Raw genomic sequence first — 16,056 nt, 5'->3', positions numbered from 1 at the left:
ACTACAACAAGGTCGATTTCAGCCAAAATTTGAGAACAAGAACTTTTTCCAGAACTAATTTTCTTTCTATTTACTATACAAAATGTCAAAGATCTTTTTGAGATATGTTTTTACACAGTCTCTCAAGAGGGGAGCCAGGTACAACCGGTCAATAATCGGATAGTTCAAACCTGATAATTATTGAAATATTTAAAACAAATAATAACAACAATATCCCTTTGAACTAATACCTTAGAACAGCCGGACCTCTAATCTCTTTTCCGGGCTGATAATCATATTCTCGACCTGGTAAGACACCGATTGGTTGCTGTTTGCTTTAGGTTGTATGATAAGTATCGTTTCTCCGGCGGGTATCTCGATTGTTTCCGGATAACCGTTTGCATTCTTATCTGTTTTCCGGAGGAGGAAGGGGACATCTGTATGGTTCACGATACTCCGGTATGAACGTTCGGGGGTGGAGTGGTGGACCGGTTTCATTTCGACGGAAGCTTCGAAGAACTTTTGCAGTAAATCTTCTTTTCCCATTAGGGTGTCATAGAACCATATCAGGGTACGGCGGTCGAAAAGAGCTTCACGGATTCCCTCTTCCGTGCGGTCTTTCGACAGGACAAGCGTCATCGGACGGTGGCTGGTGGTGCGGAAATCATATAAGCGTTCGATTACGTCGTGTACGTCGGTGTTGCAAAGTAAGGTCAGGTTCTTTTCGTTTACCCAGTTCAGGGCGACCGGATACCATTCAAATTCGTTGAATACCTCGATGCCGTTCAGCCAGCCTTTTTGGTAGAGCGTTTCGTGTACGTCGTGCCATAGGATAGAGTCGACACCCCATCCCGGATGATTCCATTGAATGAAAGCACCCTGGTTGTGGGCTTCTTCGATTGCTTTCATATAATCCTTCTGGTCGAGCGCATTTACATCTTTGACGAACAAGGCGTTCAGATGTCCGGGAGGCATCGAGCGAGTGATTTCGCCCCCTTTTATCAGGATGATTTCCCGGCGGTCCGCTTCTTCTTTTGCCAGGTCGAAGGAATAATTATGATTTCCTTTTTCTACACCGGGACGCGCCGGCTGTCCTTCGATATGGTCGGTGATGGCGATGGCGTCGAGACCTTCTTCCCAGGCTTCCTGTATCCGCAATGTCGGCCATACGATGCCGTCGGAGAAGATTGTATGGATATGGAAATCACATTTCAGCAGGTTATATCCGTCTATTTCGGGTAACCGGATTTCCTTGCGTGCCTTCACTCGTTCTTTTCCGACTTTTATTTGTTTTGGTAGCGCTTCCTGTGCATGGCTACATACGCTTACCGCCATGAATGATAAGGCGATTAATACATTTGTCGTTTTCATATATTCTTGTTTTTAGTATTATTATCTTATGTCTGTTTATCACTTGTTTTATTCCCACCCGAACAACTGCGGAGCCAATGCCGGATTCAGGTCGACCTCGTGTTTCGGGACGGGGCGGTAATAGAATTTGGGTTCCTGGAAGGTGCCCATGTCTTTAATTGTCAGGATATTTCCTTTTGTCCCTTCGGCCAGGTAAACAGTCGCATTCGTGTCGTCGATTGTGCCGGTTTTGTAGTATACCAGCTTTTTACCCAGCGAATTGGTTTCCTTATCCGCTTCGGCGGGGATATCCTGTGAGGAAGGAATCAGGTAAATATCTTCTATTCCGTCGCCTGTCAGGTCGAATTTGCCTAAGGAAGGGAAGTAGAGGCCTTCGGGTTCTTTTTCTAGTAATTTGCCGGATTTCCAGCGCATCAGGTCATCGTAGCGGAAACCTTCGAGGGCCAGTTCGACACGACGTTCGCGGCGTATCTCCTGTAAGGTGGAGGAGATGCCAGGGAAGGCTTTCTGCATGACCGGGTCGGCTGCCGGATTCAGTTTCAGGGGAGGGATGCCGGCACGCGAACGGAGGCGGTTGATTGTTTTATCCAAATCGTCCTGGGTTAACTCACCCAGTTCGGCACGGGCTTCGGCATAGGTCAGTAGTACTTCGGCGTAACGCAGTACAGGGTAGTCGATGCCCAGGTAATAATCCTCATCCTTATTATTGATGAAACCTTTGATTTGATGGTAGCCGGAGAAGTTTTTGTTCAGATTCTGCACATAGATGCCGGCTCCCGGGGCATAGGTCATCGTGTTGATTAGTTCCCATCCCGGCCAGGCGAGTGTTTGCCACATACGCGGGTCGCGGTTTTGGAATTCTTCCACGAACTGTTTGGTTTCATAACCCGGCTGGGCGGAGTAGTAGGTACCGTCTTTCATTAGGTAAGATTGTACCAGGTCTTTGGTCGGGCAAGGGATATAATTACCGAACATGAAAGCCCAGAAGCCATTCCCTTTTATCTTTCTGTCAAAATAAGTGGCCAGAATAATTTCCGGATTGCTGCTCAGGTCGGGGCTTTCAAACAAGGTGTGGTAATCGTTATCCGTATCGCCGGTCGTATAGATGCTGAAACCTCCTTCGTTCATGATTTGGAGAGCGGCATCAGCGGCTATTTTCAGATAGGTGTTGGCTGAACCCTGCAAATTCAGTTCGTCGTGATATTTGCGGTAGGTACCTTCGTACAGCGCATGGCGTGCCATATAGGTGAGGACCACCCATTTATCCACGGCGCCTGTCTCCTGATCGGTCTTCACGTGCTCGGCGGCAAACCGGTAGTCTTCAAATATCTTCTGGATGACAACGTCGCGGGAGTCACGCGGTTTATATAAGTCTTCGTCTGAGGTAGTCAGCGTTTTGTCGTACCAGGGCACGTCGGAGAAGCGTTTTACCTTGTCCATATAGAAACGGGCCCGGAAGAAGCGGGCTACTCCCTGGTAATGGGCAAGCACGTCTTCGGCTACGGCAGCCTTTTCACAGTTATCGAGGAAAAGATTGATTGTCCGTAACTTCTCCCAGTCCCATCCGGAACTCACCGTTGTCGAATTGGCATTGGTCGAAATCATGATGTTCTTTACTTCCACGACGTCTGTCGTTGCCTGGTTGTCGGTTCCGGCATCGGCTGTGTAATTGTTGAAGTTGGGGAAATCGTACAGGTTGTAACAATACATTTTCAAATCCTGCTCCGTATTGAAGTAACTGTCTACGCCAATCTCCGTCTGCGGATGGCGTTCCATAAAATTGTCGTTGCAGGAGGCAGATGCAAGGCACGTAAGAAGCGTTGCCAGGTAATATAACTCTTTTTTCATTGTTGCTTTTTTTGATGATTAGAATGTGACATTGACGCCGAATGAGTATTGGCGGTTGAACGGATAGACATAACCGTAGTTGGATGCGTCGGTAACGGCTTCGGGGTCGAAGTATTTCTTCAGGGCACTCCATTCGAAGATGTTATCGCCGCTGACGAATACGCGTACCCGGCTCAGATGCGCCTTCCGGGTCCATTCGGACGGCAGGGTATATCCCAGCGTGATATTCTTGATACGCAGGTAAGCACCGTTCAGCAGATAGTTGGTCTGCGGGATAGCCAATCCCATCGACTGGTCGATATCGGTGCCCAGGTTCTTGTCGGCGAGCCATGACTGGAGTACCGGATAACGGGCATTCAGATTCTGGTTTGCCAGCCCGGCATTGATATAGGATTGTGAGTGTTTGGCCATATCCACATCGCTGTCGGTTGTCGGACGGTAGAAGTCGAACAGGTGTTCGGGACCGCCGGCATACGGCTGCTGGTAGAATCCCCAATAGAGGTAACTCATCGGGTAATAATCGCGTTTGGCAATCCCCTGGAAGAAGGCCGACAGGTCGAATCCGTTCCATTCGGCATTCAGGTTGAACCCGAAGCGGAAGCGGGGAGAAGAGTTTCCGATGACGCTCAGGTCGCCCGGGTCGCCTACGGTGACGCTTCCCTTGGTGATTTTCTTGTCACCGTTCAGGTCTTTATATTTCGGCCATCCGTTGACGATTTCCAGGGCACCCCAAGGGATGATGGACGACTGGTCGAGGTTCTTGATTTCATCTTCACTCTGGAAGAAACCGTCGCTTTGCAATCCCCATATTTCGCCCAGTTCCTGTCCCTTGTAATATTGGGTAAGACTCCCGTTCGGGTTGTCGAACCGGGTAATCCACGAACGGTTATCCGAGAGCATGAATTTGACACCCCAGTTGAACGGTTTGCCGTCCAGCTGGAACTGGTCGCGGTAGCCGACTGTCAGCTCCCAACCGGTTGTTTTCATGTCGGCGGCATTCTCTTTCGGTTCGCTGGCGCCGAGTACGCCCGGAAGTTCTTTACCCAGCGTAAGCATTCCTTTGGTGTCGCGGCGGTACACATCGACAGTGGCTGTCAGTTTATTATCCAGGAAAGCCAGGTCGAGACCTCCGTTCAGGGTACGGACTTCCTCCCAGGTGTAATCCGGAGAGACCAGCGAAGGAGGGGTTACCACCTGCTGCAATTTGCCGTTGATGATGTAATTACCCAGCTGTGAACTCATGGCTGGGATATAACCGTATTCCCCGACAAGCTGGTTACCCAGTGAACCGTATGAAGCGCGCACCTTCAACTGGCTGACAGTCGAAAGGAAAGATTCGAAGAACGGTTCGGCATCCACGCGCCAAGCAGCGGAAGCAGAGGGGAAGAATCCGAAACGTTTTTCCTTTGGGAAACGGGATGTTCCGTCGTAACGCCCGTTCACTTCGAAGATATAACGGTTGTCATACGTATAGTTGGCACGGAAGAAAAGCCCGCGGATGGCCCAGTCGGCATATTGCTCGCTGACGAACTGGTCGCCCGACGACAGTCCGATGGACGGGAGTGAGGTCGAGATGATTCCTTCGCGTTCGGCTTTGTACCAGTTCCAGCGGTTGTATTCCTGGTTGAAACCGAGGATACCGGTCACATAATGTTTGTCGAAAGCCTTGTTGAAGGTCGCAAACAGTTCCAATACGCTGTAATAATCGTTGGTCGTGCTTTTGTAGGCTTTGCTGTCGCCCAGTTCGCGGATATCGTTCGGTCCGTATCCGATTACATATTTGTTTTTGAACCAGTTGTAATCTTCGTTTCCTTTCATGAAAGTGAAGTTAGCGTTTACCGTCAGCATCTTTTCCCAGAAAGACATCTCGGCGGAGAACGAACTTTGCAGGCGGTTGTATTGGGTCGTCTCTTCGCCGCCGTCTACCAGCTGGGCCATGGCGATACCGGCGGCATTGTTTGCCCAGGTTCCGTCCGGATTTTTGTCCCAGTCGGTGGGAGCCAGGTCGTAGAAGATGCTCATGTTCGAGTCGCCGTTTCCTTTCTGGCGGATGCCGTTGCTGTCGATATACGGTTCGCCGCGGCTGGAAAGATAACTTGGTTTGATACGGTTGGTGGCGACAAACGAAGTGTTGTTCGAGAGCGTCAGCCAATCCCATATTTTATAACTGACCTTGGCACGCATGCTGTAGCGGCGGTAGTTGTCATTCTTTACGATACCGGCCAGGATACCGTTCTCATCGTCCACACCGCCGGAAAGGTAGAACTTCGTTTTTTCGGTGGCGCCGGAAACCGATAGCTGATGTGTATTGCTGAATGTATTCTTATCCAGGAAATAACGTGTCCAGTCGCGGTTTCCCATATATTCCCACTGCGTTTCGTCGAGCGGGTTGAGGCGTACCGGGTCGGTCCCGTCAGGATTGTCGGAGCGCTGGCGTGCCCATTCCAGGCGTTCGTCGCTGGCGACGTGGCCGGAACTCCAGGGAGTGTTGAGTACGGCGATATTTTTTAGTTTCAGGTAGATATAAGGGTCGGAAGTTTTGTTAGGGAGGATAGAGGGGCGTTTCCAGGCAAAGTTGTTATTGTAGCTTACCTGGATGCGGTCGCTGCTACCCTGTTTCGTGGTTATCAGGATGACACCGAAGGCGGCACGCGCACCGTAGATGGCTGCGGAGGAGGCATCTTTCAGCACCGAAAGGGTTTCGATGTCTTCCGGGAGCAACCGGTTCAGTTCTTCGGCATCCGAGGCGACACCGTCGATCAGGATCAGCGGGCTGCCACCGTTGATGGAGGCTTCTCCACGGATATTGATTTTGGCGGCCTGTCCCGGTTCACCGCTGGTGAAGTCGATGTTCAGGTTGGGGACCATCCCCTGCAAACCTTTTGAAATGTTCGTGATTGGGCGGGCTTCCAGTTGCTTGGCATTAATCTGGTCTACGGAACCGGAGAGGTTCACCTTGCGTTGCACGCCGTAGCCGACAACGACCACTTCTTCCAGTTTCTCGGAGTCGTCTTCCAGCACGACATTGAAAGTCGTTTTGCCGTTGACTACGATGTCCTGTGGTTTGTAACCGATGTAACTAACCGATAATACGGCATCGGAGGGGACTGCCAGACTGAAATTTCCGTCGACGTCGGTAATCGTTCCGTTACCGCTGGCTTTTTCGAGAACGGTCGCTCCGATCAGTGGTTCGCCGGTCGCATCGGTAACGGTACCGTTCACCTGTATCTTCGTTCGAACCTGCTGGGAGATTGTTACCGGAATGTTATTCTTTGCAGTTACGGTAAAAGGGGTAAATAAGCTGCAAGCCAATAATCCGGCCGGGAGTAGGAGTACACGCCCTACACGCGAGTCAGAAGTAAAATTTGTCATAAATTTGTTCCTTTTTGTTGCTGCAAAAGTAGAGTGCCCGGATTACGAACCGGTTACTGCTATTTTTCATTACCAAGACAATTCCATAACTTATCGGTTACAGGATTAAATGCCTGGGAGATAGCTGGATTTGTCTGCCGGGATGCAACCGTTTACCCGGCAGACAGAACGGATTACCTCCCGAGCCACTGGCGTTTTCATCCGATCTTCTTTGTGTTTCACAGCTGTGATACAAAAGAAATCCATCTGTGAAACAAACGGAATCCAACTGTGATATGAAAGGAATCCAGTTGTGATATGCAATACCAGCAGTTATTTTTGTGTTTATATAAAGTCACCGCCAGGCTGTATATGTCTGAATTATCTTTTATCTTTGAATCTTCATTTTAACGGAAACAAGATATACAAACCATGTCTTTAAAGATTATACATACTGCCGACTGGCATCTCGGCCAGACTTTCTTCGGTTACGACCGGGAGGAAGAACACGATGCCTTTCTGAACTGGCTGGTGGATACCCTGGCGGAACAGCAGACGGATGTCCTGTTGATTGCCGGTGATGTGTTCGATGTTGCCAACCCGTCCGCTTCGGCGCAACGCCGTTTCTTTCATTTCCTGAAAGAGGCGAACCGGCGCAATCCGCATTTGCAGGTTATTGTCGTTGCCGGCAACCATGATTCGGCTGCGCGGCTGGAATCTCCGATTCCTTTGCTGGAAGAGTTGAATACCTCCATTGTCGGGATTATCCGGCGGACGGAAAGCGGAGAGATTGACTTCGATTCCCTGGTGATACCTTTATATAATAAGGAGAAAAAGCGGGAAGGCTGGTGTCTCGCCGTTCCTTATCTGCGTCAGGGAGATTATCCGGCTCCGGAGGAGGGGCATGATACATATATAGCCGGCATAAACCGCATGTACCGCCAGCTCTATGATTTCGCTGATGCCCGGCGGCAGCCCGGTGAGGCATTGGTCGCCATGGGGCATCTGCATGCTACCGGGGCTGAACTGTCGGACGACGACCGTAGCGAGCGCATCATTATGGGCGGTCTGGAATCCGTCTCTTCCGATACGTTCGATGAAGGGCTGGCTTATACGGCGCTCGGGCATATCCATAAAGCGCAGCGGATAGGAGGCTGGGAGAACCTGCGCTATTCCGGTAGTCCGCTGCCGATGTCTTTTTCGGAAACGAACTACCGTCACCAGGTCGTTGCCGTTACGGTGGAAAATGGATGCTTATTAGATGTCGAACCGCTGCCTGTCCCTTTGTTTGCTGCCTTGTACCGGATTCCGGAGCAGCCTGCATCGCCGGAGGAGGTGGTTGAACAGCTTGCCGGACTGCCTGTTGCTAATCAGGAAGAGGGCGACGAACCGGCCCGTTGGCCGTATGTGGAGGTGCGTGTTTTGCTGACGGAGCCCGACCCGGGATTCCGCCACCGTGTAGAAGAGGCGCTGGCTGATAAAGCGGTCCGCCTGACTTCTATCGTCCCGTCTTATCCGAAGCGGGAGGAGGCGGATACGGTCCGTCCGCTGTCTTACAACGACCTGCAACGCATCGCCCCGCTGGATATGCTGAAACATGCCTTTACCAGTAAGTATGGCGGCGAGTTGCCGGAAGATATCGAATCATTGTTCAACGATGTAATGCGGGAGGTTTCTTTATGAAGATATTAGCGATACGGGGCCGTAACCTGGCCTCGCTGGAAGGAGATTTTGACGTTGATTTTACGGCCGAACCCTTGTTGTCTGCCGGAATCTTTGCCATTTCGGGACCGACGGGAGCCGGGAAGTCTACGATATTGGATGCCATGTGCCTGGCTTTATTTGCCCGTACGCCGCGTACGGACCAGGCAAAAGAGAATAATGTGAGACTGCGGGATGTGAATGAGGAGGTGCTTCCCCAGAGCGACCCCCGTTTCCTGTTACGAAGAGGGACGGCTTCGGGATATGCGGAAGTCGACTTTCTGGCGTTGAACGGTCACCGTTACCGTTCGCGCTGGTCGGTAGGACGTGCCCGCGACAAGGAGAACGGACGTTTGCAGAGTCCCCGCGTTACCTTATATAATATAGATAAGGAAGAAGAGGAGCAGGGGACCCGTTCGGAATTGCAGGCGCGTACGGTAGAACTGATTGGCCTGACCTTCGAACAGTTTACCCGTTCCGTCCTGCTGGCGCAAAACGATTTCTCCACTTTCCTGAAAGCGGAGCAGGGAGAAAAAGCGTCGCTGCTTGAAAAGCTGACAGGCACGGAACTTTATTCTTCCATCTCCCGCCTGATTTTTGAAAAGAATGCCGTCGCCAAAGAGGCTTACGATAAGGTACAGGCCCGCATCCAGGGAGTCGAATTATTGACGGAAGAAGCGGAACAGGAACTGCAAACCCGGCTGAAAGAGTCGGAAGCCGCTTTGTCCGCCCTGGAAAAGGCGAAAGCAGAACAACAGGCTTTGCAGGAGGCCGTTAAATCTACCGGGCAGCAGATAGAATCCCGGCAGGTTCAGCAGAAAGAGGCTGCCGCCAAACTGCTCCGGGCTACGGAACTATTGAGTACCGCCCGTAAAGAGTATGAGCAGGGTATTCAGGATGAACAACGCTCCGAAGCAGACTTCAAAGCCTTGCAGCAGGAGTTGCAGCAAGCCCGCAAACTGGATGTGCGCCTCGATGAGGTAACCCGTTCGGTGAAAGAAACGGAAACCCGCCTGCGGGAAGTACTCCGCCGGCAGAAGGAGGGAGAGGATAAGCTGAAAGCCGCCCGGACCCGACAACAACAAAGCCTGGCCGAGATTGCCCACCTGACCGACTGGCGGAAGCGTTATGAACGTAAAGAAAGTATTGCAGAACAGCTTTCCGCTCTGTTGCTGCATTTAGATACTGCTGCCGGTGCCCGTCAGGCAATGGAAAAATCAGGTAAAACGATAGAGACTGTTAAACAGACGGCCGCCCGCCTGATTGTTCAGTTGGAAACCGTTCAGCGCACAGCCGGAAATAAACAGGCTGCTCTCCGGAAGACGGAGGAGGGCATCAGTAAGCTCGAACAGGAGTTGAAGCAGCAAGATATAGAGTTCCTTGACAAACAGATAGAATCGGTTCGTGTGGAACGTGAGAACCTGTTGGTTGAGCAGGCTCGGCAAACGGCCAGCGGTGATATTATGGAACTGAGGAAGAAACTACAAGAAGGCAGCCCCTGTCCGGTATGCGGCAGCACGGAGCATCCGGCCGTCACTCATTCGGTTGCCTCTGAAATGCCGAAACTTATTGCTGCGCTTACATTGCAACTTCAGCAGTTAGCCGAACGTAAAACGTCTTATGCCACCGGCGAAAAGCAACTGAACCAGCTTCGCCGGCAACTTCTGCAACTGCATAAGGAACTGACGGAAGCTGAACAATCCCGCACGGATATTCAGGGACGCCAGAAACTGGCTGAGACGCAGATAACCCGTGAAGAAGCGATTCGTGTGGAAAGCCGCGAGACGCTGGAGAAGTCCCTCTCCGCCGCCAACCGCCTTTTCGGGAATGACGAATGGCAAAAAGCCTGGCAACAGGACCCGGACTCTTTCCGGGATACCTTAACCACCTTTGCCCGCCAGTGGCATGAAAATACGGAAAAGCTGCAACAACTGCAACGGGAGCAGAGTGCACTTAAGGCCGAATGCGAATCGTACGCCTCTTTCCTCCCTTCGCTGACTAAAGAAGTAGAAGAGGCTACCCTGCGTCACGACAAGAACCGTTCTGAACTTACCGCGCTCCAGGTCGAACGTTCTAAACTGCTTTCCGGTAAGCCAGCCGACCTGGTTGAACAGGATTATAACCGTCGTAAAGAGGAACTGAAAGAACGCCTGAAACGCCTGCAAGCCGTTCAGACGGAGCAGTCGGGTGTTGCTGACCAGTTGCGGGGTATCTCCGACCAGATTGCCCGCGACCTGGAAAAAGCGTCGGAAGATTTATTGCTCCGTCAAAAGGCTTTGTCTGACTGGTCCGAATCCTGGAATCGGACTCATGAAGGGGAGGTGCTGGAACTTCTTCTTCCCCGTATCACCCAGGAAAAGAATGAATATGCCTTCCGGCTCCGTACCCAATCCGAGAACAAACGGAAGATAGCCAGTCAGCAGGAAGAACTCGAAGCCTGCCGTAAGCAGAGTGAACGTTGGGCGAAACTGAATGACCTGGCAGGTTCGGCCGATGGTGCCAAGTTCCGCCGTATCGCCCAGGGGTATACGTTGGATGTATTGCTAAGTTATGCAAATGTGCAGTTGCGTGACCTGAGCCGCCGTTACCGGTTGGAACGGGTGCCTGAAACGCTGGCTTTACAGGTTATCGACCGTGATATGTGCGATGAGGTGCGTACGGTGCACAGTTTGTCGGGAGGCGAATCTTTCCTGGTTTCGCTGGCATTGGCGCTCGGACTGTCTTCCCTGTCTTCCAACCGGATGAAGGTAGAAAGCCTTTTCATCGACGAAGGGTTCGGTTCATTGGATGCCGATACCCTCCGTATTGCCATGGATGCTTTGGAAAGCCTCCGTACACAAGGCCGCAAGATCGGAGTAATCTCACATGTACAGGAGATGACGGAACGTATCCCGGTACAGATTCGTGTGAACCGTGCCGGGAACGGAAGAAGCTATTTGGAGGTGATATGATTGACTCTACTCTTCAACAATAACCCTGAACCCTACATTGAACGGGCGTTGCCACGGATAATAAGCCTTGCGGATGGCCGATGTTGAGTACTTCGGGCGTTCACGCCAGGAGCCTCCGCGTACAACCTTCTGTTCCGGTTTGACCTTTTCCGTTTTCTCTTTGAGAGGATAGGGGAGGTAATCGGAACGGGTCCATTCCGCTACGTTTCCGTTCATGTCGTATAATCCCCAGGGATTCGGTTTCATGGAAGCGACATCGGCTGATATCAGATGGTGGTCGTTGACTCCCAACTCTTTCGGCAGGAAGTCCCAGAACTGGCGCATCGGATCGTTGGGGCGCATCGGTTTGGGATTTACACCGGTGACGGCCAGGTCGACAGTCGTACTATCTGCCAGGTTTTCGTAGATGCCGAAGTCTGCTTTACGGTCACCGAACCAGAAGTCACCGGCCGATCCTGCACGGGCGGCCCATTCCCATTGTGTCTCTGTCGGAAGGGCGATACGGCATTGATTTTTCTCTCCCAGTTTTTTACAGAAGTCGTTCGCTTCTTCCCAACTCACACGGATTACCGGCTGTTTCGGTAAATTGGCGGCATAACCGGGAGTCGTATGATCTTTCCAGGTCTGACCGATATACCGGCTATCATGTTCGGGGAACAGGGCGCCGAATTGTTCGTTCGTGATTTCGGTGGTGCTCATCCAGAAACCTTCCTTAACCTGTGTTTTGAAGGCAGGTGAGGCAGACGGATCGTTATTGTCACCCATTGCAAAAGTACCGGCAGGAATCCAGACCATATCCAGTGTGATACCCGGAGCAACAGTTAGCTGACGTGGGGACTTGGAGGCTTCGGCCTGTTTCTTTACGGCTTCTTCCTGGCTGAACGGGAAACCTTTGACTTTAATTGTTTTTGCTTTCTTTTTGTCCTTGGTTGTACCCGTGTTGGCTTCGGTTGACGAAGTCGCTCCGGTAGTACCGTCTGTTTCGTTGTTTTCCTTATTTTTCAGCCATGCTGCATAATCCTTAATCTCCTGTTGCCAGTCGACACGTACGCCACTGTACTTCTCTGACAGTTCCATGCGGCGTTCTACCTGGTTTTGGGGAGCTTCCTTTTTCAGGTCCAGCTGGGTGAATGCTCCGAAATAGGGCGCATTCAAGTCGATCCAGGTGTATAAGGTCTGCATGTCTTTTGCCGGTATTTTCACTCCGTGGTGACCTGCTTGCAGGATACGGATCAGTTCGCTGTTGTTGGCATAATATTCGTAAGGGCGAAGCACATAGATATCCGATTCCGGTCCCTGGCGGTACACGTAGGGGTGGAGGTTCAGATAACTCTGGTCGTAATGGCGTTCCAGCTTTGTCAGGACGCCACGTTTATAGGTGACCATCTGGTCTTTCCGGAAATCCGGCTGGGCGATGGTTCCGTTGTGGCAGGATACGCAGTTGCGGTCCAGTACCGGTTGTACTTCCAGGCGGAAGGTGAACGGGCGGACGCCTCCTTCGGGCATTTCCAGTTTATGCGGGAGGATAGTGGAGGCGATTGTGCGTTTAGGCATGGCGATCGTGTTCTGATCTTCATGGCAACCCGTACAGGAGACAATCTCGCCGGGCATACCGGTCAGCCAACTTCGCATCCATTGGATAGCGGCCCCGTTTTTATCCAGCGGCTGGATAGAGACAGGTGTGTTGGCCGGTATCTTGAACATGACGGAACCGTCTTCTTCGACAGGTACGGTACCGAGAATACGTTTAATATCCCATCCGCTCTGAATACCCTGTGCATCATGGTCGGAAGGGGCGAGGATATAGGCATATTCGTAGGCGAAGATGCGGAGCGATTTGATTGTTCCCCGCGGGACGCCTTGCGTGCCTTCACCTTCATAGATGTCCTGTATAAATACGGTAGCCTCTTTTTCTTCCGGTTTGATTTTCGACGGGATGATAGGAGGTGTTTCCGTTTTTTTCAATGGGATAGGGGCGGTGAGGCCTTCGCCTTCTTGCTCGGTGATCAGGGTAAGGTTGTCGAATATGTCCACCAGATAGATTCCCCAAAGTGCGTCGGGGCCGGGTTTGCAGGCCACCAGGAAATATTTTTCATTCAAAGGATAAGGCTTCATGAACTGCGGCCATACACCTTCCACCAGCTCGTCTTTGATGATCGGGACGATCGGGCGTTTGCTGAAAGGTAATTCCTGGATCATCCCTTTTTCCTCTTTACGGCTTTTGGCCGGATCGAAGATAATCAGCCGGCCTGAACGGGCTGTTCCGTGATGGCCGGAGATGATACCGACAAAACGGCTGTTGTATTTGGAGAGCGGCTTCATGTCGAATGTACTGTTCGGGAAATAGGAACCGCTTCCGTAGAGTGCTTTGTTTTCTGTCCCGTCCGGATTCATGTGCATAACAATGCGGGAGAAATAATGTGTCAGGTCGGTATATTCCCAGCGGGTGTACATCAGGCGGCCGTTCGGAATAACAATCGGCGCCCAGTTTCCGTCCTGGTCGAATGTCAGGCGATGGATATTTTTTGTTTCCGGATCGTAGGAAACGAGGTTGGCAACGACATCGTCCCCATGTACGCAAGGGACGCCGTTATAACCGATATTACAGGTGGCCACCACTTTGCCGTCCGGCAGGTAGTTGGCGTCGCAAAATTCGAGGTCCGGTTCATCGACAACTATTTTTTGATGCAAGCCCGTTCCGTCTGTGTTTATTTCATAGATTTGCCACTGGCGGTTCTCATTAAGGGAGGAAAACAACAGTCGGTCTGCATCCCAATGCAATTGTATATCTGAGATGGGTACATCCGCTTCCGGCTTATAGATCGTTTTACTTTGAATATCCCCGCGAAGATTTGAAAGCTGGCTGATTTCTGCATTATATCCTTTCCGGCGGCTGGAGAATAGAGAATTATAGTTGGCAACGGAGGTCCCGAGCGACGGTCCCATCGCTTTGCGTGCCTTATTCCCCAGGCGATAACGGGCTATCAGGATTTTGTCTATGTCGAGCAGCGGATTAGCCAGTATGATTTCCCGTTTGAGGGCGAGCAGTTTTTCTGCTTCGGCAATCGTCTGCCGGGTGGTGTCTTCAGATAAATGCCGGTTTACCCGGGGAAGTAACGTTTCCAGTTCTTCCAGCTTTTGATAGAGTCCGGTTGCTTTGTCTCCCAAGGATGATTTTGTATCGTCCAGATGAGCGCGTATAGCTTCCGGGTTTACCCAGTTGACTTGCTCTTGCAGCCGGCTTATCTGTATCTGACGCAACGAATCAGCTTCGACTGAAGCCTTACCCAGAATTGGGAAGGTTAACAGGAAAGAGCATAAATATGCTTTATATTTTATTTTCATGATACTATTATAAATTATTCGACCTATTGATGCACAAATGTATGAGTTTGTGTATACGAAAACATATAAAATTGTATCAAAAGCGATCATTATTATCTCAGGATGACTAAACCCAAGGACAGAATTTTCTTTGTAAAAGAAACTGTTTAGAACAATTTTCTTATATCCATCGAAAAAAAGTCTTCGACACCGATGCCACCATCACCGACAATGAATGAAGATTGAGGATTAAATAATTGTCTGAATTTTTCCAATCCTTCTGTTTGCTTCTCTGCATTACTCTTGACTTCTATCGCGATCACTGATCCTTTTTTTCGTAGAATGAAATCAACCTCGTCATTACGCTCTCGCCAGTAAAACACTTCAAAGCGATGGATAAAAGCTTGACTGACAAGATAAGCTCCAATACCCGATTCAAAGATATGTCCCCATGCTTTCCGGTCAAGAATCGCTTGTTCAAAGGTAAAAGGGCTATATACCATCTTCAAAGCGTTGTTATAGACCTGTAACTTTGGGATGCTCGCTTTTCGTCTTGCTGTATCGATACTGAATTTCTGAAGTCCGCAAAGTAAACCACTTTCATCCAATAAATGAATATAGCCGGCTAATGTTGCCGTATTGCCGGCATCTTGAAGCGAACCTAACATTTTATTCAAAGAAAGTAACCCTCCGGAGTAAGCTGCCCCCAGTTCAAATGTCTGACGAAGTAAGGCCGGTTTACTTATGGGGGTATCCATTAAAATATCTTTATTGATAGTCGCCTCAATAATAGATGATTGTATATATTGCTGAAAACGATCATCGTCATTAATCAGAGAGGCGGCACCAGGGTAACCTCCGTAGAACAGATATTGGTCAAGCGAAAAGTCGAAACATTCTTTCATTTCCGTGTAGCTCCAATGGCTCATGCGAATTTCCTCAAATCTCCCTGCTAATGATTCGGACAATCCCTTTTCCAACAACACACGGCTACTACCGAGAAGAAGAACTTTGATGTTACGATCATGGAATGTATCATCATCCCACTCTTTCTTAACTACCTCACTCCAATTGGCAATTTTCTGTATCTCATCAATAACGAGGATAATACTTTCCACCCCTTTACTATCCTTTAGACTTCGGACAGCGGCCCAACAATTGGAAATCCAGGCACCATTTGTTGCCGGAACATTGTCGGCGGAAAATAACTGATAAGGAACGTCTAAATCTTTAAGAACTTGTTTGACAACGGTCGATTTACCTATTTGACGAGCTCCCATCACGACTTGAATAAATCTTCTCTGCTCTTCAAGTCTGTTTTTAATTGTATGATATTCAGACCTTTTGTACATGATGTTACATTTTACGCAGTGTATTGCGTATTTTTACGCAATACAAAGATAATAAATCTATCTGAGCAAAGGGTATTTATAAGTTTTATATCTTATGTAGAAAGAGTTTATAACTTTTGGGTGTAATTTATTTTAGATTTTTCTCGGTTTGACTTAACCGATTGAGAAATAAACTTTTA

General features: G+C 50.0%; 7 protein-coding genes. 2 read left to right on the top strand and 5 right to left on the bottom strand.

Features of this window, described 5'->3' with window-relative positions; translation table 11 throughout:
• Positions 1-231: 231 nt before the first annotated feature.
• The 3 genes from NBH14_RS07940 to NBH14_RS07930 are packed head-to-tail and all read right to left on the bottom strand — an operon-like array spanning position 232 to position 6,570.
• Positions 232-1,350, bottom strand: coding sequence for an Sb-PDE family phosphodiesterase (locus tag NBH14_RS07940; protein WP_186962010.1), 1,119 nt, complete (start codon positions 1,348-1,350; stop codon positions 232-234).
• Positions 1,351-1,398: 48 nt separating this feature from the next.
• Positions 1,399-3,198, bottom strand: a complete 1,800-nt coding sequence (locus tag NBH14_RS07935; RefSeq protein ID WP_186962011.1) for a RagB/SusD family nutrient uptake outer membrane protein — start codon at positions 3,196-3,198, stop codon at positions 1,399-1,401.
• A gap of 18 nt (positions 3,199-3,216) precedes the next feature.
• Positions 3,217-6,570, bottom strand: a complete 3,354-nt coding sequence (locus tag NBH14_RS07930; protein WP_250817293.1) for a SusC/RagA family TonB-linked outer membrane protein — start codon at positions 6,568-6,570, stop codon at positions 3,217-3,219.
• Positions 6,571-6,981: 411 nt separating this feature from the next.
• On the opposite strand from NBH14_RS07930, the gene NBH14_RS07925 reads away from it, so the two are divergent.
• On the top strand, positions 6,982-8,232 hold the full coding sequence (locus tag NBH14_RS07925) for an exonuclease SbcCD subunit D (protein ID WP_186962012.1): 1,251 nt from the start codon (positions 6,982-6,984) through the stop codon (positions 8,230-8,232).
• Positions 8,229-11,201 carry an SbcC/MukB-like Walker B domain-containing protein gene (locus NBH14_RS07920; RefSeq protein WP_186962013.1) on the top strand — a complete coding sequence of 991 codons (2,973 nt, stop codon included), beginning with the start codon at positions 8,229-8,231 and terminating at the stop codon, positions 11,199-11,201. Before NBH14_RS07925 ends, NBH14_RS07920 begins: the two co-directional genes overlap by 4 nt.
• 6 nt (positions 11,202-11,207) lie before the next feature.
• Here the strand turns inward: NBH14_RS07920 and NBH14_RS07915 are convergent, their stop codons facing one another.
• Positions 11,208-14,546 carry an SUMF1/EgtB/PvdO family nonheme iron enzyme gene (locus NBH14_RS07915; protein WP_186962014.1) on the bottom strand — a complete coding sequence of 1,113 codons (3,339 nt, stop codon included), beginning with the start codon at positions 14,544-14,546 and terminating at the stop codon, positions 11,208-11,210.
• Positions 14,547-14,692: 146 nt separating this feature from the next.
• Positions 14,693-15,877, bottom strand: coding sequence for an ATP-binding protein (locus NBH14_RS07910; protein WP_186962015.1), 1,185 nt, complete (start codon positions 15,875-15,877; stop codon positions 14,693-14,695).
• Positions 15,878-16,056 lie beyond the last annotated feature (179 nt).

The organism is Parabacteroides caecihominis, assembly GCF_023656785.1.
Taxonomy (GTDB): Bacteria; Bacteroidota; Bacteroidia; order Bacteroidales; family Tannerellaceae; genus Parabacteroides; species Parabacteroides segnis.
This window is presented reverse-complemented; position numbering and strand designations above follow the sequence as displayed.